The sequence below is a fragment of the Neoroseomonas soli genome (assembly GCF_018129065.1).
Classification (GTDB): domain Bacteria; phylum Pseudomonadota; class Alphaproteobacteria; order Acetobacterales; family Acetobacteraceae; genus Neoroseomonas; species Neoroseomonas soli.
Window position 1 is genome coordinate 62,086 of sequence record NZ_JAAEDM010000016.1, and the last position, 17,817, is coordinate 79,902.

Consider the following 17,817-nt stretch of genomic DNA (forward strand, 5'->3'; position numbering starts at 1 on the left):
GCTCCCCGCCCGGTAGCGGGCGGGGGCGCCGCATCGCAAGGGGGATCGCGCATGGACATGCTGGACGGGCCGCGCTTCGGGCCTGCGACCGGGGCGGCGCCCGACGCGCTGGTCGTGCTGGTGCACGGCTTCGGCGCCGACGGGAACGACCTGATCGACCTCGCCGCGATGTGGGCGCAGGCAGTGCCGGGCGCCCTTTTCGTTGCGCCGCATGCGCCCCAGGCCTGCGAGGGCATCCCCTTCGGCCGGCAATGGTTCCCGCTCTGGGACCGCTCGCAGGCGCAGCTCGCCGCCGGGGTGCAGGCCGCGGCGGCGGCGCTGGGCGGCTTCGTCGCGGCGGAATCGGCCCGTCTGGCGCTGCCGCCCGGCCGCGTCGCGCTGATGGGATTCAGCCAGGGCGCGATGACGGTGCTCGAGGCCGGGCTGCGCGGCGCGGTGGCGGATCCGGCCTGCGTGCTTGCCTATTCCGGCGGCTTGATCGGGGCGGAGACGCTCGCCGATACCCTGGCCGCCCGCCCGCCCGTGCTGCTGGTCCATGGGGAGGATGACGAGGTGGTGCCCGCCGCCGCCTCCCGCGCCGCGGAATCGGCCCTCGCCGCGGCAGGGGTGCCGGTGCGCGCGGTCTACCGCCCCGGGCTGGGGCATGGGCTGGACGAGGTCGGGCTTGCGGCGGGGGCGGAAGTGCTGCGGGGCGTGCTCGACGCCGCGTGACAAGCCGTTGAAACCTCGCGACCCAACGCGCGGCAAGGGTTGCGGCTCCGTTTCGCGCGTGCCAATGATGCGCAGCACACGCGGCGGCGCCACTATATCTTGGGCCTTTCCGCTGGTTCGGGCCCCAAGGTCTAGGTGGCGCTCTGCTGGAAGGAGCGGCGCTTGCCAGACGGCAGTCAGTTCACCGGTGCCCAATCCTACCCTGCGCTCGTGCTGAACGCGGATTTCCGGCCATTGTCCTATTTCCCGCTCTCGGTCTGGGCGTGGCAGGACGCGGTCAAGGCGGTCTTCCTCGATCGCGTCTCAGTGCTCAGCGAATACGAGGTGGAGGTGCATTCGCCTTCCCTGGCGCTGCGCCTGCCTTCCGTCATCGCGCTGAAGGAATACATCCCCGCGGCGCGCCGCCCGGCCTTCACGCGCTTCAACGTCTTCCTGCGCGACCACTTCGAGTGCCAGTACTGCGGCAAGGGCCGCCCGACCCACGAACTGACCTTCGACCACGTCATCCCGCGCTCGCGCGGGGGGCGGACCTCCTGGGAGAACGTCGTCACCGCCTGCGGGCCGTGCAACCTGCGCAAGGGCAGCCACCTGCCGCGGGAATGCCGCATGCTGCCGCGGCAGGAACCGCGCCAGCCGACCTCCTGGGAATTGCAGGAGAACGGGCGCGGCTTCCCGCCCAACTACCTGCACGTTTCCTGGCGCGACTACCTCTACTGGGACAGCGAACTGGAAGGGTGACGCCGGCTCACTGCGCCACGGCCCGCGGCGAGGGCCTGGCCTGGTAGGCGCCGATCCCCTCGCCCAGCCGCTCGTTGTTCGCCTCCCGCACCCGTGCCGCCGCCTCGTCGTAGAGGAAGGGCAGGAAGGCGTAGCGCCGCCCGGCCGTGACCGGCAGCGCCTGGTGCAGCAGGGAGCAGGAGAACACCACCGCGCCCCCCGTCGGCGCCCGCCAGGAACGACGTCCGTATTCGGGGAAGAGCAATTCGCCGCCCTCGAATTCCTCGGCGTTCAGGTTGATGGTCACGGCGAAGCGGCGATGCGCGGTGCCGGCGGTGGTGTTGTCGCGGTGCGCGGCGAAATGGCCGCGTTCATCCGCGTCGTAGCAGGCGACGATGTAGCGCTCCATGCGCGTCGCCTGGAAATGGTGGACCTTGCGCAGTTCCGGCACGATGCGGCGCAGGATGCGCGCGCGCGCGGCGCCGCGCAGCGTCTCGTCCTCGATGGTGCAGTCGCGCCGGCGCTTCACCGCCGGGTCGAAGACGCCGACCGTCTTGCCATCCACCTCCCGCATGAAGCCGGAGGGCTCGCCGCCCCGCTCCTCGTAGTAGTCGATCAGCGCGCGGCAGAGTGCGGGCTCGAAGATCCGGGGCAGCACCAGGACCGGGGGCGGGATCTCGGTGCCGGCATGCACCTCGGGCGGCGGCAGGGCGCGCAGGCGGGCGAGGATCGCCTCGGCCTCGCGCAGCGGGCGCACCTCGACGACGCGCAGCATGGGATCGACCAGCACCCAGGCGGCGGCGAAGGTTTCCGGCCCGTCCGGCGCGGCGGGATCCTGGCGGATGATCCCGGTCTCCCGCGCCACCGCGCCGTCGAGGTCGAAGAGGAAGCGGATGCCCGGCAGCATGGCCTGGACCCGGCCCTGGTCGCGGTCGGCCGGATCGACGCTGATGCCGAAGAAGCAGGCGCGCTCGTCGTCGAACAGGTCACGCGCGGCGGTGACCGCGGCAAGCGCCGCCTGTGCCTCGGGCCGCGCCGCGGAACCGAGGAAGCCCAGCAGGACGTAGCGCCCCGCCACCGAATGGAAGGCGTAGCGGGGATTGTCCGTGGACGGCAGGGTGAACCAGGGCAAGGGGTCGCCGGCGTTGATCCTCATTTGCCGGACGCTACAATTGAATCCTATCCATCCGGCAAACGGCGCCCCGGCCCGTTCAGACCCTTTCGCTGAGCCGGATCGCCACCTTGCATCCGGCCTTGATGGCCGCGGAGAGCAGCCGGTAGGCAGGCGCCAGTTCGGCCTCGTTCTCCAGGCCGATGTCGCGGTGCTCGAGCTCCTCGGCGCGGAACGTCTCGATATGCCCCTTGAGTTCGGCCTCGTCCTCGCCGAGCACGTCTTCCTGCGCGCGGTAGTGCTCGTCGATCGCTTCCTCCACCGCCACGGTGCACGCCATGGCGCCGCGGTGGCCGAGCAGCGCCGTCGCCGCGCCCAGCGCGAAGCCCGCGACGTGCCAGATGGGCAGCAGCGCGGTGGGGCGCACGCGGCGCTCCCCGATCAGGCGGGAGAAGGTGTCGAGGTGGACCTGCTCCTGCTCCTTCATGTGTTCGATCGTCGCCCGCCACTTCGTACGGCCAAGCACGGCGAGCTGGCCCTCGTAGATGCGCTTCGCGCCGTATTCGCCGGCGTGGTCCACGCGGATGGCGCGTTCCACCACCTGGCGCGGGGTGGGGTCGCCGGGCAGGCGGTTCTCGCCGGTCATGCGCGTCATGCTCTCGCTCCTCGGCGGGCCAGGACCAGCGCCAGCGCGCCGAGGCCCAGCCCATAGATGAGGTTCATCGCCGCCATGGAAAGCGGCAGCCCCGGGATCAGGTAGGTGGCGGCGTCGCAGGGCTTGTTCGGCGCCGCGGCCAGGCTGCGCATCATGTCGTCGATACTCGCGGCGCCGCCCGCGGTCGGTGCCGCGCAGCCCGGCAGCGGGGACGGCCACCACCCCTGCTCGACGCCGACATGGAAGCCGCCGATCGCGGCCGAGGCGAAGGCACCGAGCCCGGCCAGGACCAGCAACACGGACCGCGCCCGCCCGGGCACCACCACGCCGATCGCCGCCAGCCCCGCGGCCACCCAATAGGGCCAGCGTTGCCACAGGCAGAGCGCACAGGGCGCGAGGCCCCACCAGATCTCGCTCCCGATGGCGAAGATCGGCGCCGCGACGGACAGCAGGAGGATCAGGATGGCCGAGGGCATGGCCCCCATGTCGCGCGCCCGCCGCTCCGGCGCAACTGGACCGTCGGCCGGGCCACGCCTAGCCTCCCTCCGTAACCGCGGGAGGGACGCGATGCGCAAGCTGTGGGGCCGAGCGAGTTCGAGCAACGTGATGAAGGTGCTCTGGACGCTCGATGAGCTGGGCCTGCCCTACGACCGCATCGACGCCGGCGGCGCCTTCGGGCGCACCAAGGACCCGGAATACCGCGCCATGAATCCCATGGGCCTGGTCCCCACCCTCCAGGAGGAGGACGGCTGGTCGGCCTGGGAGAGCAACACGATCTGCCGCTACCTCTGCAACGAGCACGCGCCGGACAGCCCGCTCTACCCGCAGGCGCCGCGGGCACGGGCGGCGGTCGAGACCTGGATGGACTGGCAACTCGGCCACGTCACGGCGCCGATGGTCACGATCTTCTTCACCCATGTCCGCATCCCCGAACCGGACCGCGACTGGAAGGCCGAAGGCAAGGCGCGCGAGGATTGCGGACGGCTTTGGAAGATCGTGGATTCCAGGCTCGCGGGGCAGCGCTTCCTGTGCGGAAATGACCTCACGTTGGCCGACATCGCGCTCGGCTGCTGGGTGCACCGCTGGCACGTGCTGCCGATCGAACGGCCGGACCTGCCGAACCTCGCGGCGTATTATGAAACGCTGAAGACCCGGCCGGGATTCGTGCAGCACGTGGCGCTGCCGCTGGAGTAAGGGCGGGGGAGGAGAACCTCCCCCACACCCCCTCCCTTCTTTGCGACTCCGCCCTCGCAGGCGGACAGGACCGGAGGAAACGATGACCAACACCACGACGAGCCACGCAAACGACGCACAGTTCGAGCGCGGGCTGCGGGCCTTCTTCGAATACCGGGACCTCGGCATCCAGAAGGCGACCAACGGGGAATTCGGGGCGCATGTGATCCGCGCCATCCCGGGCGAGCACGCCACGGGGCAGTGGCACACCCACGACCTGAAGTTCCAGATGTTCTTCGTGCTGAAGGGCTGGGTGCGCTTCGAGTACGAGGATATCGGCGTGAAGGAGTTCCGCGCCGGCGATTCCTGCTACCAGCCGCCCCTGGTCCGGCACCGGGAAATCGCGCATTCCGAGGACCTCGAACTGCTCGAGATCGTCGGGCCGTGCGAATTCGCCACCGCGGACGTGCCGGCGCCGGCGGCGGAATAGCGCCGCGGGGCTGCCACGGCGCAAAAGCTGCGCTATGAGGATTCGGAGAGGCGGCTCGCTGCCTCCCTGCGGGTGTGGCGGAACGGTAGACGCGACGGACTCAAAATCCGTTTCCGGCAACGGAGTGTCGGTTCGAAACCGACCACCCGCACCAGTTTTCCTGCTCAGCGGCGGCGCTCATGGGCAGTTCACCATCCAGGGCACACCGAAGCGGTCGGTGCACATGCCGAAGCCCTGGGTGGACCAGAAGGTCGGCTGGAAGGGCATCTGCACGGACCCGCCCTCGGCCAGCGCATCGAAGATCCGCTTGCCCTCGGCGCCCGTCTCAGGGTGCACCGAGACGCTGAACCCCTTCATCGGCGCGAAATGGCCCGGCGGGGCGTCGGAGCCCATCATCACGTGTTCCCCGGCCTTCAGCCGGGCGTGGATGATCTTGCCGCGCCATTCGGGTGGCACGTGCTCGGCGGCGGGCGTGCCCTCGTGCCGCATCATCACGAGGATCTCGCCACCCAGGACCTTGGCATAGAAGCCGAAGGCCTCCTCGCAGGTGCCGTCGAAATGCAGGTAGGGAGTCATGGGCGTCGGATGCTCCCGGTTGGGGTGGCGCCGGGCCCGCCGGCCCGGCGGCGGCAGTCCGCGCTCCACGCGCGGAATAGTCAACCGAATAGTGAAGTGTTACCCCCACACGGTTGCGTCAGCGCGCCGGGGGCCCCACCTGCCGGGGTGCCGAATCTTGCGTTTCGCCCCCTTTCGCGCCAAAGACGCCCCCCGATCCCCTTCCGAACCCAGTCCTGCCCACGGAGGGCCACCCATGGCCTCGTCCTTCGACCGCATCGCCGACATCATCGCCGAGAACAGCGAAGTCCCGCGCGAGAAGATCCTGCCTGACAGCCACGTCATCAACGACCTCGGCATCGACAGCCTGGACTTCCTCGACATCGTCTTCGCCATCGACAAGGCCTTCGGCATCAAGGTGCCGGTCGAGGCCTGGACCCAGGAAGTCAACGCCGGCAACGCCCCCGCCGAGCAGTACTTCGTCATGAAGAACCTGGCCGCCCGCATCGACGAGCTGGTCGCCGCCAAGGGCTGAGGCCGCGCCTCGGCCGGGGAGACCCCGCGTTGCGACTCGAATACTTCCAGATGGTGGACCGCGTGGCCTCGCTCGACGGCGAGGCCATTGTCGTGGAAAGCACCATCCCCGACGCCTCCCCGGTCTTCGAGGGGCACTTCCCCGGCTATCCGCTGATGCCGGGCGTGCTCCTTGTCGAGACCATGGCCCAGGCCTCCGGCTGGCTGCTGCTGAAGCTGATGGACTTCGAGCGCATGCCCTTCCTGATGGGCGTGAAGGAAGCGAAGTTCCGCTCCTTCGTCGGGCCGTCCACGCCCGTCACGGTGCATGCGAAGCGCATCCATGACGGCTCGGGCTACGCCGTGACCCAGGCGCGCATCGAGGCCGCCGGCAAGCGCATCTGCGATGCCGAGCTGACCCTGCGCATCATGGACTTCCCCGCACCCGAACTCGCGGCCGCCATGCGGAACCGTGGGAAGGAGCTAGGCCTCGCATGATCCGCAAGGACGTCGTCATCACCGGCATCGGCCTCGTCTCCTCGCTCGGGGAAGGGCCGGATGCGCATTGGGAGGTGCTGTCGAAGCCCGGCGCGAAGCCCGTGGTGGACGAGGCGAGCTTCGCCCCCTACCCGGTCCATCCGCTGCCGCCGCTCTCGCTCGACGCGCAGATCCCGAAGAAGGGCGACCAGCGGCAGATGGAGCCCTGGCAGCGCCTGGGCACCTATGCCGCGGGTCTCGCCATCGACAATGCCGGCGCGCGCGGCCTCGTCTCCGACATGCACCTCATCGTCGCCGCCGGCGGCGGTGAACGCGACATCGCGGTGGACGAGGCGGTGGCCACCGCCTTCTGCACCACGCCCGCGGATGAAGTCGGCCCGGCGCTGAACGAGAAGCTTGCCACCGAATTGCGCCCGACGCTCTTCCTCGCGCAGCTTTCCAACCTGCTCGCCGGCAATATCTCGATCGTGCATGGCGTGACGGGGTCCTCCCGCACCTTCATGGGCGAGGAATCGGCCGCCGCCGACGCGGTGCGCATCGCTGCCGCGCGCCTGTCCGAAGGGCGGGGCGGCATCGCGCTGGTGGGCGGCGCCTATGCGTCGCAGCGCTGGGACCTGATGCTGCTCTACGGCGCGGGGGATGCGCTGTGGCGCGGTGGCTTCGCGCCGGTTTCCGCGCGCGGCGAGAAGGGTGGCTTCGTCGGGGGCGCGCTCGGCGCCTTCCTGGTGCTTGAAACGGCTGAACATGCGGCTGCGCGCGGCGCGACGCCGCTCGCGAAGTTGGCCGGCGTCGCCACCGATGCGGCGCACAAGCGCGCGGGCGGTTCGGCCGCGGCGGCGCAGGCGCTGTGGCGGAAGCTCGGCGCGCCGGCGCAGGGCCTCGGCGTGCTGTCGGGCATGACCGGCGTGGCCGAGGCGCGGACCGAGGAAGACGCCTTCCTGAACGGCCTCGGCGCGGCCGCGGTGCGCCGCACCGGCACGCTGATCGGCCACGGTGTCGAGGCCACCTTCCCGGCCAATGTCGCGCTGGGCGCGCTCGCGCTCGCGCGCGGCGGCTTCTTCCCCGCCATGGATCCCGCCGATGCCGGCAATGGCGCGGTGGAACGCATTCTCGTCACCGGCTTCGGCCAGTGGCGCGGGGAGGCCCTCGCCCTTCTGGAGCGCGCGGCATGAAGGACCATCTCGGGCGCCCGCTCGTCGCCGTCACCGGCATCGGGCTCGTCACGCCCCTCGCCTGGGGGCGGGAAGCGAACTGGGCGGCGATCACCGCCGGCAAGTCCGGCATCTCCCGCATCCGCCGCTTCCCGGTGGACAAGCTGCGCACGACCATCGCCGGCACCGTGGAACTGCCGGAGGAAGCCGCGGGCGCCGAGCCCGTCTCCGCCGCCGTCCGCGTCGAGCGCATGGCCGAGGTGGCAGTCGAGGAAGCCTTGGGCCAGGCCGCACTCGGCGAACCGGGCGCCTTCCCCGGCCCGCTGATGGTCGGCATGCCGCCGGTCGAACTGGAATGGCTGCAGCGCTTCGAGCTCGCCCGCCAGGCGAATGGCAGCGGCGCCTATCCGGCGATCACGCGCGTCGCGACCGGCCGCACCGACATCTACGAGACCTTCCTCTTCGGCGGCGTCGGAGAGCGGCTGGCGGCGAAGTTCGGCACGCAGGGCGCGCCGATCGCGCTGACCACCGCCTGCGCCACCGGCGCCTCCGCCATCCAGATGGCGGTCGAGGCGATCCAGCGCGGCGAATCCGATGCGGCGATCGCCCTCGGCGCCGATGGTTCGGTGCAGCAGGAGGCGGTGATCCGCTTCTCCCTGCTCTCCGCCCTGACCGCGCGGAACGACAATCCCGAAGGTGCCTCCCGCCCCTTCGAGAAGACGCGTGACGGCTTCGTGATGAGCGAAGGCGCCGCCGCGCTGATCCTCGAAAGCCTGGAGCACGCGACGAAGCGTGGGGCGACCATCCTCGGCATCGTCTCGGGTTGCGGGGAGGCCGCGGATTCCTTCCATCGCACGCGCTCGAACCCGGACGGGCACGCCATCATCGGCGCCATGCGCAACGCCATCGACGATGCGGGGCTGCAGCCGTCCGATATCGGCTACGTGAACGCGCACGGCACCGGCACGCCGGAGAACGACAAGATGGAGACGCTCGGCATGCGCGCCGTCTTCGGTGACGCGCCGCCGCCGATCTCCTCCAACAAGTCGATGATCGGGCACACGCTGTCGGCCGCTGGCGCGATCGAGGCGGCTCTGTCCCTGCTGACGATCCGCGACCAGATCCTGCCGCCGACGATCAACCACAACGAGCCGGACCCGGCGATCACGCTGGACGTCGTGCCGAACGTGGCGCGGAAAGTGTCCGGGCTGCGGCATGTGCTGTCGAACTCCTTCGGGTTCGGCGGGCAGAATGTGTGCCTCGTGGTGAGCGCGGCGCCCTGAGTTACGTTTGAAGGTCGGGGGAGGATGAACCTCCCCCGAACCCCCTCCCTTCTTTGATTTCCTGGCCCTCGCCGTGGGCGGAATCGCAAAGAAGGTTGAGGGGGGTTCGGGGGGAGAAGTTCTCTTCTCCCCCCGAGTTCAGGAGAGTTCCCCGATGCGTGCCCTTCGCCTGCATGCCGACCGCGACCTGCGCCTCGAGGAGGTCGCCCCGCCCCCGCCGCCCGGCCCCGGCGAGGTGACGCTGCGCATCCATGCCGTCGCACTGAACCACATCGACGTCTGGGGCTTCCGTGGCATGGCCTTCGCCAAGCGCGAGATGCCGCTGATCGTCGGCGCCGAGGCCGTGGGCGAGGTCGTCGCCGTCGGCGAGGGCGTGACCAACTGGAAGGTCGGCGACCGCGCCGCCCCCTATGGTGCGCTGACCTGCGGCAAGTGCCGGCGCTGCCTAGCGGGCCAGGACAACCTGTGTGAAGACGTCCGCGGCGTGAAGGGCTTCCACGTCGGCGGCTTCGCCTGCGAGCTGGTGAACCAGGAAGCCCGCCTGATGGTGCGCGTGCCGGAGGGAATCTCGTGGGAGGACGCGGCCTGCGGGCCGATCACCTTCTCCACCGTCGAGCACATGCTGTTCGACAACGCGAAGCTGGAACCAGGCGAGACGATCCTGGTGCACGCCGCGGGATCGGGCATCGGCACGGTGGCGGTGAAGATCGCCAAGGACATGGGCTGCACCGTCATCGCCACCGCCGGCGACGACGAGAAATGCGCGAAGGCCAAGGCGCTCGGCGCCGATGTCGTGGTGAACTACTCGACGCAGAACTTCCCGACCGTGGCGCGGCGCGCCACCAACAAGGTCGGCGTGGATGTGGTGTTCGAGCATGTCGGCGCCTCGACCTGGGCGGGCAGCCTGCTGTCGCTGCGCATGGGCGGGCGGCTGGTGACCTGCGGGTCCACCTCCGGCGTCTCGGCCGAGACCAACCTGATGATGCTGTTCCAGCGGCAACTGCACATCTTCGGGTCCTTCGGCGCCTCGATGCGCAACATCGCGGACGGCTACGCGAAGATGGCGCGCGGCATCCTGCCGGTGCTGGACACGGTGCTGCCGGTGGAACGCTTCACGGAAGGGCTCGACCGGCTGGAAAGCCGCCGCGTCTTCGGGAAGATCGTTGTTACGCTTTAAGTACCGCCTCTGGCGCATCGCGGACAGACTGTTCGGGCTGCTCGTCCGGGCGGTCTTCGCGCTGCTGCGCGTTCTGGGGCCGGATGCCGGGCCGCGCATCGGCGCGTTCCTCACGCGCAACCTCGGGCCGCTGACCTCGGCGAACCGCATTGCGCGGGACAACATCGCCGCCGCCTTCCCCGAGAAGACCGAGGCCGAGCGCGCCGCCATCCTGCGCGAGGCGTGGGACAATCTCGGCCGCGTCGCCTGCGAATACGTCCACATGGATCGCATCTGGGACTTCGACCCGACGCATCCTGAATCGGGGCGCATCACCGCGACGCCTGAAACCGTCGCGCTCTACGAACGCCTGCGCGAGGACGGCAAGCCGGCGATCGTATTCTCCGCCCACCTGGCGAACTGGGAACTGCCGGCGATCGCCGCGGCGAAGCACGGCATCGACAGCGCGGTTCTCTACCGCACGCCCAACAGCCCGGCGGTGGCGAAGGAGATCCTGCGCCTGCGCCGCGACAGCATGGGCACGCTGGTCGCCGCCGGCATGTCGGCACCCTTCAAGCTGGCCAAGGCGCTCGAGCGCGGGAAGCACATAGGCATGCTGGTCGACCAGCGCTTCGGGCGCGGGCCGCGCATCGAGTTCCTCGGCCGCCCGGCCCATGCCAACCCGCTGATGGCGCAACTGGCGCGGCGCTACGATTGCCCGGTGCACGGCGCGCGCGCCATCCGCCTGCCCGATGGCCGCTTCCGCCTGGACCTCACCGAGGAGATCGCCCTGCCCCGCGACGCGGAAGGGCTGATCGACGTGGCGGCTGCGACCCAGGCGATGAACGACGTCATCGCCGGCTGGGTGCGGGAATATCCCGGCCAGTGGCTCTGGATGCACCGGCGCTGGCGGTAGAGGATCGCGCCCCGTAGCAAGGAGGGGCGCGCATGCCGCACATCATGGTCACTGCCGGGGCGCTCGACGTCGCGGTGGAACTGCACGGTCCCGAGGGCGGCCAGGCAGTCGTCCTGCTGCACGGCTTCCCCGACGACGTCCGCGCCTGGGACGGGGTGGCGCGACCCCTGGCGGAGCACGGATTCCGCGTCGTCGTGCCCTATCTGCGCGGCTACGGGCCGACACGGTATCGCGACGCGGCGACGCCGCGCTCCGGCCAGCAGGCGGCGCTCGGGGTGGACCTGCTGGCGCTGATGGATGCGCTCGGGATCGGGCGCGCGCTGCTGGCCGGCTATGACTGGGGCGGGCGGGCGGCGTGCATCGTCGCGGCGTTGTGGCCGGATCGGGTGCACGGCCTGGTCTCGGCGAACGGCTACAACATCCAGGACATCGCGGGATCGGCCCGCCCGGCGCCGCCGGAACAGGAAGCCCGCTACTGGTACCAGTGGTACCTGCACACGGATCGCGGGGTCGCCGCGCTCGAGCAGGACCGCCGTGCCTTCTGCCGCCTGCTGTGGCGGATGTGGTCGCCGTCCTGGCATTTCACCGAGGCGGAGTTCGCGGCGACCGCCGCCGCCTGGGACAATCCGGACTTCGTCGCGACGGTGGTGCAGTCCTATCGCCACCGGCACCGCGCCGCACCCGGCGACCCGGCGCTGCAGGGCATCGAGGACCGGCTTGCGGCCCGACCGCCGATCACCGTGCCGGCCGTCGTCCTGCATGGCGCGGAGGATGGCGTGGACCCGCCGGCCAACACCGAAGGCTGCGCGCGCTGGTTCACAGGCCCGTTCCGGCGCGACGTGGTCCCGGGCGCGGGCCATTTCCTTCCACGGGAGGGTCCGCAACCCTGGATTGCATATCTGCGAAGCCTCGCCGCACGCTGACCGTGCAAATATGTCTCATCGGTTGATTTTTGTATCGAAAATTCCGCCGATTCGCATTCTTAGTGCGAACATTTGGTGAAAATCGGCTTGAATATACACGCATAGGTGGTAACTTTCGCCTGTAGCGTGAGGAGACACCAAAATGCGCGTCTTATTAGTCGAGGATGATCTCACAACTGCTCGCGGCATCGCTCTGATGCTCAAGCAGGCGACGATGATCGTCGACACGGCGGACACCGGCGAAGAGGCCGTGGAGCTCGCCCGCCTCTACGACTACGACATCGTCATCCTCGACCTGATGCTGCCGGACATCGACGGCTCCGAGGTGGTCCGCCGCCTGCGCGCCGCCCGCATCGAGACGCCGGTGCTGATCCTCTCGGGCATTTCCCGCCCGCAGACCAAGGTGAAGGTCTTCGGCATGGGCGCGGACGACTTCATCACCAAGCCCTTCGACCAGCACGAACTGGTCGCCCGCATCCAGGCCATCGTCCGCCGCGCCAAGGGCTTCAGCCAGCCGACGCTGCAGGTGGGACCGCTCAACCTGAACCTCGGCTCGCGCGAGGTCACCGTGGAAGGCCGCACCGTCCACCTGACCGGCAAGGAATACGCGATCCTGGAACTCCTCGCCCTCCGCAAGGGCGTGGTGATGACCAAGGAGGCGTTCCTGAACCACCTCTACGGCGGCATCGACGAGCCCGAGGTGAAGATCATCGACGTCTTCATCTGCAAGCTGCGCAAGAAGCTGGCCCAGGCCGGCGCGACGGACCTGATCGGCACCGTCTGGGGCCGCGGCTACGTCCTGCGGGACCCGGCCGCCGGGCGCGGCGCGGCCTGGCAGCCCGCCGACCCGGGCCAACCCGCCGCCATGGACGTACGCGCAGCCTGAAGACCGCGCGACCCGCGCCGGGCCCCCACGGCCCGGCAGCGCCGGACGCGATGCGGCCATCACGCCAGGGGCCACCTCAGCCCGCCCGCGCCGCGGGCTGCGCCGGCTCATAGACACCGCGTTCCCCCGCCGCCGGAACCAGGCGGTCGGTCAGGCCGAGCACCGTCTCCGCCCCGCCGAGATGGACCGCGCCATCCGCCGCCACCATCGCGGCGAGCATGGCCAGCACACGCGACTTGGTCGGCGCGTCGAAATAGATCAGCACGTTGCGGCAGAAGATCACGTCGAAGCGGCCGAGCGCGCGCGCATCGTCCAGCAGGTTGAAGAACTGCCAGCGCGTCATCGCGCGCAGCTCCGGCGCCACGCGCCAGCGCGTGCCCTCCTGCCGGACATGCTTCACCAGCATCTGCACGGGCAGGCCGCGCTGCACCTCGAACTGGGTGAAGATGCCTTCCCTCGCACGCTCGAGCATCTCGCGCGAGATGTCGGTACCCAGGATCTCGACCCGACGCCCGCCAAGTGCCGCACCGAGTTCGGCCACGACCATGGCGGCGGAATACGCCTCCTGCCCCGAGGAGCAGGCCGCCGACCAGATGCGCAGCGGCTGCCCGGCCGGGCGCGCGGCGGCGAGGCGCGGCAACAGCCGGCGCAGGTGCTCGAAGGGCTTGCCGTCGCGGAAGAAGGAACTTTCGTTGGTGGTCAGGGCCTCGACCATCTCGGCCACCAGCGCCTCCTCCCGCGGGGAGCGCAGCCGCAGCGCCAGCGCGTCGAGGCCCGCAATGCCTTCCCGCCGCAGCATCGGGCCGAGCCGCGTTTCCAGCATGTAGCCCCTGTCCGCGGTCAGCACGATGCCGGAACGCGCCTTCACCAGCCCGGCGAGGAAGGAGAAGCTCTCGGGCGTCATACTGTGATCCTCTCGGCCGCGAGCGCGGCGATGCGTTCGGCCAGCGCCTCGGGCGGCGCCAGCAGCGCCGGCAGGCCGGCGCGCGCCACGGCGCCGGGCATGCCCCAGACGACGGAACTCGCCTCGTCCTGCGCCAGCACCGTGCCGCCGGCGGCGGCGACCGCGCGGCAGCCTTCCAGCCCGTCATGGCCCATGCCGGTCAGGATCACGGCCAGGACCTTGCCGCCGCAGGCGCGCGCGGCGCTGCGCAGCATCGGGTCCACGGCGGGACGACAGAAATTCTCGGGCGGGTCGGTGGTCAGCCGCGCGCGCAACCCAGCCGCCGTCGCTTCCACGAGCAGATGCCGGTCGCCGGGTGCCACGTGGATGCGGCCGGCGACCAGCGGTTCCCCGTCCGTGGCCTCGGCGCAGCGGTTGGGCCCGAGCCGATCCAGGTGCTCGGCCAGCATGGTGGTGAAGCCGGCCGGCATGTGCTGCGCCAGCACCACCGGCACCGGCAGGCGCGGCAGGCGCCGGACCAGGGTGGCGAGGGCCTGCGGCCCGCCGGTCGAACTGCCGATGGCAACCAGGGCCGGACGCAGGCGCGGCCCGGCCGGAACGGCACGCGATGGAGGCGGCGGCACCACGCGCCGCGCGACGGAAGCCGGATCCTGCCGCTTCATCCGCGCCCAGCCGCGGACCTTGGCGACCAGTTCCGCGCGGAACCCGGGATCCGCGGCGCCGCCCGCGGCGCCCTGCGGCTTCGGCACATAGTCCGAGGCCCCGGCCGCCAGCGCCGCGATCGCCGCCCTGGCGCCGCGCTGGGTCAGCGCGCTCGCCACGATCACCGCCGTGCGCGGCGCCGCCTTCAGGATCAGCGGCAGCGCCGTCATGCCGTCCATCACCGGCATCTCGAGGTCGAGCAGCACCACGTCCGGCCGCACGACCGGCAGCGCATCGAGCGCCGCCCGCCCGTCACCGGCGCGGTGCACCACCCGGATGCCCGGCTCGCCATCCAGGATGCGGGCGAGGATGGCGCGGGTGGTGGCGCTGTCGTCGCACAGCATCACCCGCACGTCTTCCGTCGCCGGAGACGGCAGGGTCATGCGGCGTCCTCGATCAGGCCGGCCTGGGAGAACTTGTCGCGGATGATGTCCGCGTCGAAGGGCTTCATCACGTATTCCTGGGCGCCGGCCTCCAGCGCCTGGATGATGCGCGCGAGCTCCGCCTCGGTCGTGCAGACCACCACGCGCGGCCGGTCTGGCCCGAATTCCGCGCGCGCCGCGCGCAGGAAGGTCATGCCGTCCATCACCGGCATGTTCCAGTCGAGCAGCACGCCGTCGGGCAGGGATTCGCGGCAGGCGTCGAGCGCCTCCTGCCCGTCCTTCGCCTCCCGCACGCTGAAGCCGAAGCCCTCGATGATGCGCCGCGCGGCCTTGCGCACGACCAGGCTGTCATCGACCACCAGGCAGGTCCGTTGCGCCATGATGCCCCCCTCACCCGATCGCCAGCACGCGATCGACGTCGAGCGCGATCAGCAGGCGGTCCTCCTGCCGGTGCACGCCGCGCGAGACCTCCCGCCAGTCGGCGTCGAGCGTCGGCGGATTGGGCTCGAAGCCCGCGGCGGGCAGCGGCATCACCTCCCCCACCTCGTCCACCTGCAGGGAATAGAGTTCGGCGGCCTGCTCGACGACGACGCTCATCGGCGCCGCGCCGGGCTCGCGCGGCGGCAGGCCGAGCCGCCGGCGCAGGTCCACCGCGGTCACGATGCGGCCGCGCAGGTTCAGGCTGCCCGCGATCTCGGGCGGGGCGAGCGGAATGCGCGTGATGGGTTGCGGCCCGAGCACGTCGCGCACGAGCAGCACGGGCACGGCGCAGCCCTGGCCGGCGACGGTCAGCGTCAGGAAGACCTCGGCCTCGCGTTCGGCGTCGCCTGGCGGCGGCCCGCCACGGGGGGAAGCGGCGGAGGACGCGGCGGGATCGTGCATCGGGTCCTCCTCAGGCCGCGAGCGGCGCGCCGAGGCAGTCGCGCAGCGACTGCACCAGGGCCTCGCGGTCGTATTTCGCGACGTAGTCGGTGAAGCCGGCTTCCCGCCCGCGGGTGACGTCCATCGGCTCGGCGCGGGAGGAGAGCGCGATCAGCGGCACCTCCGCCCAGGCGCCGCCGGCGCGCAGCGCGCGGGCGAAGGCGAGGCCGTCCATCTCCGGCATCTCGATGTCCGAGACGACGGCATCGAACTCCACCCCGTCCTCACGCAGGCGCAGCGCGGCGACCGGGGTGTCCACGGCGGCCACCTCGTAGCCCTCGGCGGCGAGCGCCGGCACCACCAGATGGCGGAAGAAGGCGCTGTCCTCCACCAGCAGCAGGCGCGGCCGCGCCGCCCCGGTCGCGGTGGGGCGCGCCTGACGGAACCAGTCGTCGCCGGCCCGGGACAGCCAATGGGCGGTGTCGATCACCTGCGTCACGCGGCCCGCCACCACCGCGCTGCCGATGTAGCCGGGGTGGCCGGAGCCGGGCTGGATGTCGAGCCGTTCCTCGATCACGTCGAGGATCTCATCGACCAACAAACCCATGGCGCGGTCGTTCTCGGTGAAGACCAGCACCGCCTGGCGCGCCGCGCCCTCGGGGCGCACCCAGCCGGGGGAGACCGGCACCAGCGGCATCAGCCCGCCGCGGTACTGCACCACCGGGGTCGCGCCCGACATCTCGATGCGCTCGGCGGGGATGTCCTCCAGCCGCGCGACCAGGCCGAGCGGCACCGCCTTCGGCGTCCGGTCCCCGGCGCGAAACAGCAGCAGCGAACTGCGCTGGTCCGACCGCAGCGCGGCCGAGGCGGCGGCACGGCGCTTCTGCTCGGCCGGCGCGTCGGCCCCCACGCCGGTCGCGCGGGCGATCCCGTTGGGGTCGAGGATCATGATGACGCTGCCATCGCCGAGGATGGTATTGCCGCTGAACATCGTGACGTGGCGCAGGATCGGCGCCACCGGCTTCACCACGATCTCCTCGGTGTCGAAGACGCGGTCGAGGATGATGCCGAAGGCCTGCCCACCCACCTGCATCACCGCGACGAAGCCGTCCTGCACCGCTTCCTCCGGTGGCGCGAGGCGCAACAGCCCGGCGAGCGACACCAGCGGCAGCAGCCGGTCGCGCAGGCGCAGCACGGCGGCGTCCTTGATGCGCTCGATGCGCGGCGCGCCGTCCTGCCCACCGCGGGCTTCGCCTGATCGGGCGCCGCCAGCGGCGTCTGACTGTGCGCCGCCAGCGGCGCCCGATCGAGCGCCGCCAGCGGCGACGCGCACCAATTCCACCACGCCGATCTGCGGCAGGGCGAAGCGTTCGCCACCCGCTTCGACGATCAGCGCCGAGACGATGGCGAGCGTCAGCGGGATCTTGATGGTGAAGGTGGTCCCGCGCCCTTCGCGGGAGACCAGTTCGACCGTGCCGCCGATCTTCTCGATGTTGGTCTTCACCACGTCCATGCCGACGCCGCGGCCGGACACGGACGTGACCTGCTGCGCAGTGGAGAAGCCCGGCGCGAAGATGAAGCGCAGGATCTCGCGCTCGTGCATCTGCGCGAGTTCCGCCTCGGTCGCCAATCCGTTCGCCAAGGCCTTTGCGCGGATCTTCCCGACCGGCAGGCCGCGCCCGTCGTCGCCGATCTCGATGATGATGTGCCCGCCTTCGTGATAGGCGTTCAGCGTGATGCGCCCGGTCTCGGGCTTGCCCGCGGCGCGGCGCTGTTCGGGCGTTTCCAGCCCGTGGTCGCCCGAATTGCGCACCATGTGCGTCAGCGGGTCGCGGATCAGTTCCAGCACCTGCCGGTCGAGTTCCGTCTGCGCGCCGCGCATGTCGAGATCGATCTTCTTGCCCAGTTCATGCGCCACGTCGCGCACCAGCCGCGGCAGCTTGGCCCAGGCATTGCCGATGGGCTGCATGCGCGTCTTCATCACCCCCTCCTGCAGGTCGGAGGTGATGTGGCTCAGCCGCTGCAGAGGCACGGTGAAGGCGTCGGACTGGTTGGCGCGGGCGAGCTGCAGCAACTGGTTGCGGGTCAGCACGAGTTCGCTGACCAGCATCATCAGGTCCTCGAGCACATCGACCGAGACGCGGATGGTCTGCGGCGCGGCGATGCCGCCGGCGCCTTCCGGCACGGCATCGGCGGCCGGAAGGGTGGCGGGCAGGCCCGCCGCGCCCT

21 protein-coding genes and 1 tRNA gene are annotated in these 17,817 nt (G+C 70.9%); 13 read left to right on the forward strand and 9 right to left on the reverse strand.

The genetic code is table 11. The features are described 5' to 3' along the window. Positions 1–51 precede the first annotated feature (51 nt). Positions 52–711, forward strand: a complete 660-nt coding sequence (locus tag GXW76_RS08775) for an alpha/beta hydrolase (RefSeq protein ID WP_211861632.1) — start codon at positions 52–54, stop codon at positions 709–711. A 162-nt stretch (positions 712–873) separates the two neighbouring features. After that, positions 874–1,449 carry an HNH endonuclease gene (locus GXW76_RS08780; protein ID WP_211861633.1) on the forward strand — a complete coding sequence of 192 codons (576 nt, stop codon included), beginning with the start codon at positions 874–876 and terminating at the stop codon, positions 1,447–1,449. A 7-nt stretch (positions 1,450–1,456) separates the two neighbouring features. Here GXW76_RS08780 and GXW76_RS08785 read toward each other — a convergent pair whose 3' ends face one another. From GXW76_RS08785 to GXW76_RS08795, 3 genes are read right to left on the reverse strand one after another with little or no spacing between them, the layout of a single operon-like run. Continuing rightward, the gene (locus GXW76_RS08785) at positions 1,457–2,584 is read right to left on the reverse strand and encodes a 2OG-Fe(II) oxygenase (protein WP_211861634.1); all 1,128 of its coding nucleotides are present in this window, start codon (positions 2,582–2,584) and stop codon (positions 1,457–1,459) included. Between the two features lie 55 nt (positions 2,585–2,639). After that, positions 2,640–3,194, reverse strand: coding sequence for a demethoxyubiquinone hydroxylase family protein (locus GXW76_RS08790; RefSeq protein ID WP_246514039.1), 555 nt, complete (start codon positions 3,192–3,194; stop codon positions 2,640–2,642). Then, positions 3,191–3,670 carry a disulfide bond formation protein B gene (locus GXW76_RS08795; protein ID WP_211861635.1) on the reverse strand — a complete coding sequence of 160 codons (480 nt, stop codon included), beginning with the start codon at positions 3,668–3,670 and terminating at the stop codon, positions 3,191–3,193. Before GXW76_RS08795 ends, GXW76_RS08790 begins: the two co-directional genes overlap by 4 nt. 91 nt (positions 3,671–3,761) lie before the next feature. On the opposite strand from GXW76_RS08795, the gene GXW76_RS08800 reads away from it, so the two are divergent. The 3 genes from GXW76_RS08800 (at position 3,762) to GXW76_RS08810 (ending at position 5,011) form a co-directional block, all read left to right on the forward strand. After that, entirely contained in the window at positions 3,762–4,388 is a 627-nt protein-coding gene (locus tag GXW76_RS08800) for a glutathione S-transferase family protein (protein WP_211861636.1), read from the forward strand. 82 nt (positions 4,389–4,470) lie between these two features. Continuing rightward, a complete protein-coding gene (locus GXW76_RS08805; RefSeq protein WP_211861637.1) occupies positions 4,471–4,857 on the forward strand; it encodes a cupin domain-containing protein in 387 nt (128 codons plus the stop codon). A gap of 68 nt (positions 4,858–4,925) precedes the next feature. Then, positions 4,926–5,011: transfer RNA gene (locus GXW76_RS08810), tRNA-Leu, on the forward strand. Positions 5,012–5,034: 23 nt separating this feature from the next. Here the strand turns inward: GXW76_RS08810 and GXW76_RS08815 are convergent. After that, positions 5,035–5,433, reverse strand: a complete 399-nt coding sequence (locus tag GXW76_RS08815; RefSeq protein WP_211861638.1) for a VOC family protein — start codon at positions 5,431–5,433, stop codon at positions 5,035–5,037. A 235-nt stretch (positions 5,434–5,668) separates the two neighbouring features. On the opposite strand from GXW76_RS08815, the gene GXW76_RS08820 reads away from it, so the two are divergent. From GXW76_RS08820 to ctrA, 8 genes are all read left to right on the forward strand, one after another. After that, on the forward strand, positions 5,669–5,947 hold the full coding sequence (locus GXW76_RS08820) for an acyl carrier protein (protein WP_211861639.1): 279 nt from the start codon (positions 5,669–5,671) through the stop codon (positions 5,945–5,947). A 29-nt stretch (positions 5,948–5,976) separates the two neighbouring features. Continuing rightward, positions 5,977–6,423 (forward strand): 3-hydroxyacyl-ACP dehydratase FabZ family protein, encoded by a 447-nt coding sequence (locus GXW76_RS08825; protein WP_211861640.1) that lies wholly within the window; start codon positions 5,977–5,979, stop codon positions 6,421–6,423. Further along, positions 6,420–7,595, forward strand: coding sequence for a beta-ketoacyl-ACP synthase (locus tag GXW76_RS08830; protein WP_211861641.1), 1,176 nt, complete (start codon positions 6,420–6,422; stop codon positions 7,593–7,595). Before GXW76_RS08825 ends, GXW76_RS08830 begins: the two co-directional genes overlap by 4 nt. Further along, positions 7,592–8,857: a beta-ketoacyl synthase N-terminal-like domain-containing protein gene (locus GXW76_RS08835; RefSeq protein ID WP_211861642.1), complete on the forward strand. Its 1,266-nt coding sequence runs from the start codon at positions 7,592–7,594 to the stop codon at positions 8,855–8,857. The genes GXW76_RS08830 and GXW76_RS08835 overlap by 4 nt, the downstream gene beginning before the upstream one ends. Positions 8,858–9,011: 154 nt before the next feature. Beyond that, entirely contained in the window at positions 9,012–10,034 is a 1,023-nt protein-coding gene (locus GXW76_RS08840; protein ID WP_211861643.1) for a zinc-binding dehydrogenase, read from the forward strand. Continuing rightward, complete coding sequence (locus tag GXW76_RS08845; protein ID WP_211861644.1) at positions 10,021–10,929, forward strand: lipid A biosynthesis lauroyl acyltransferase; 909 nt, start codon at positions 10,021–10,023, stop codon at positions 10,927–10,929. The genes GXW76_RS08840 and GXW76_RS08845 overlap by 14 nt, the downstream gene beginning before the upstream one ends. Before the next feature lie 32 nt (positions 10,930–10,961). Further along, the gene (locus GXW76_RS08850; RefSeq protein ID WP_246514040.1) at positions 10,962–11,852 is read left to right on the forward strand and encodes an alpha/beta fold hydrolase; all 891 of its coding nucleotides are present in this window, start codon (positions 10,962–10,964) and stop codon (positions 11,850–11,852) included. Between the two features lie 142 nt (positions 11,853–11,994). Further along, entirely contained in the window at positions 11,995–12,738 is a 744-nt protein-coding gene (ctrA, locus tag GXW76_RS08855) for a response regulator transcription factor CtrA (protein ID WP_211861645.1), read from the forward strand. Between the two features lie 76 nt (positions 12,739–12,814). On the opposite strand, the gene GXW76_RS08860 is transcribed toward ctrA, so the two are convergent. The 5 genes from GXW76_RS08860 to GXW76_RS08880 all read right to left on the reverse strand — a co-directional run. Further along, entirely contained in the window at positions 12,815–13,642 is an 828-nt protein-coding gene (locus GXW76_RS08860) for a CheR family methyltransferase (protein WP_211861646.1), read from the reverse strand. After that, on the reverse strand, positions 13,639–14,727 hold the full coding sequence (gene cheB / locus GXW76_RS08865) for a chemotaxis-specific protein-glutamate methyltransferase CheB (RefSeq protein ID WP_246514041.1): 1,089 nt from the start codon (positions 14,725–14,727) through the stop codon (positions 13,639–13,641). The genes GXW76_RS08860 and cheB overlap by 4 nt, the downstream gene beginning before the upstream one ends. Next, the gene (locus GXW76_RS08870) at positions 14,724–15,107 is read right to left on the reverse strand and encodes a response regulator (RefSeq protein WP_211861647.1); all 384 of its coding nucleotides are present in this window, start codon (positions 15,105–15,107) and stop codon (positions 14,724–14,726) included. The genes cheB and GXW76_RS08870 overlap by 4 nt, the downstream gene beginning before the upstream one ends. A gap of 10 nt (positions 15,108–15,117) precedes the next feature. Then, entirely contained in the window at positions 15,118–15,609 is a 492-nt protein-coding gene (locus GXW76_RS08875) for a chemotaxis protein CheW (protein WP_211861648.1), read from the reverse strand. A 10-nt stretch (positions 15,610–15,619) separates the two neighbouring features. Then, on the reverse strand, positions 15,620–17,817 hold a 2,198-nt coding region (locus GXW76_RS08880), incomplete at its 5' end, for a hybrid sensor histidine kinase/response regulator (protein ID WP_246514042.1).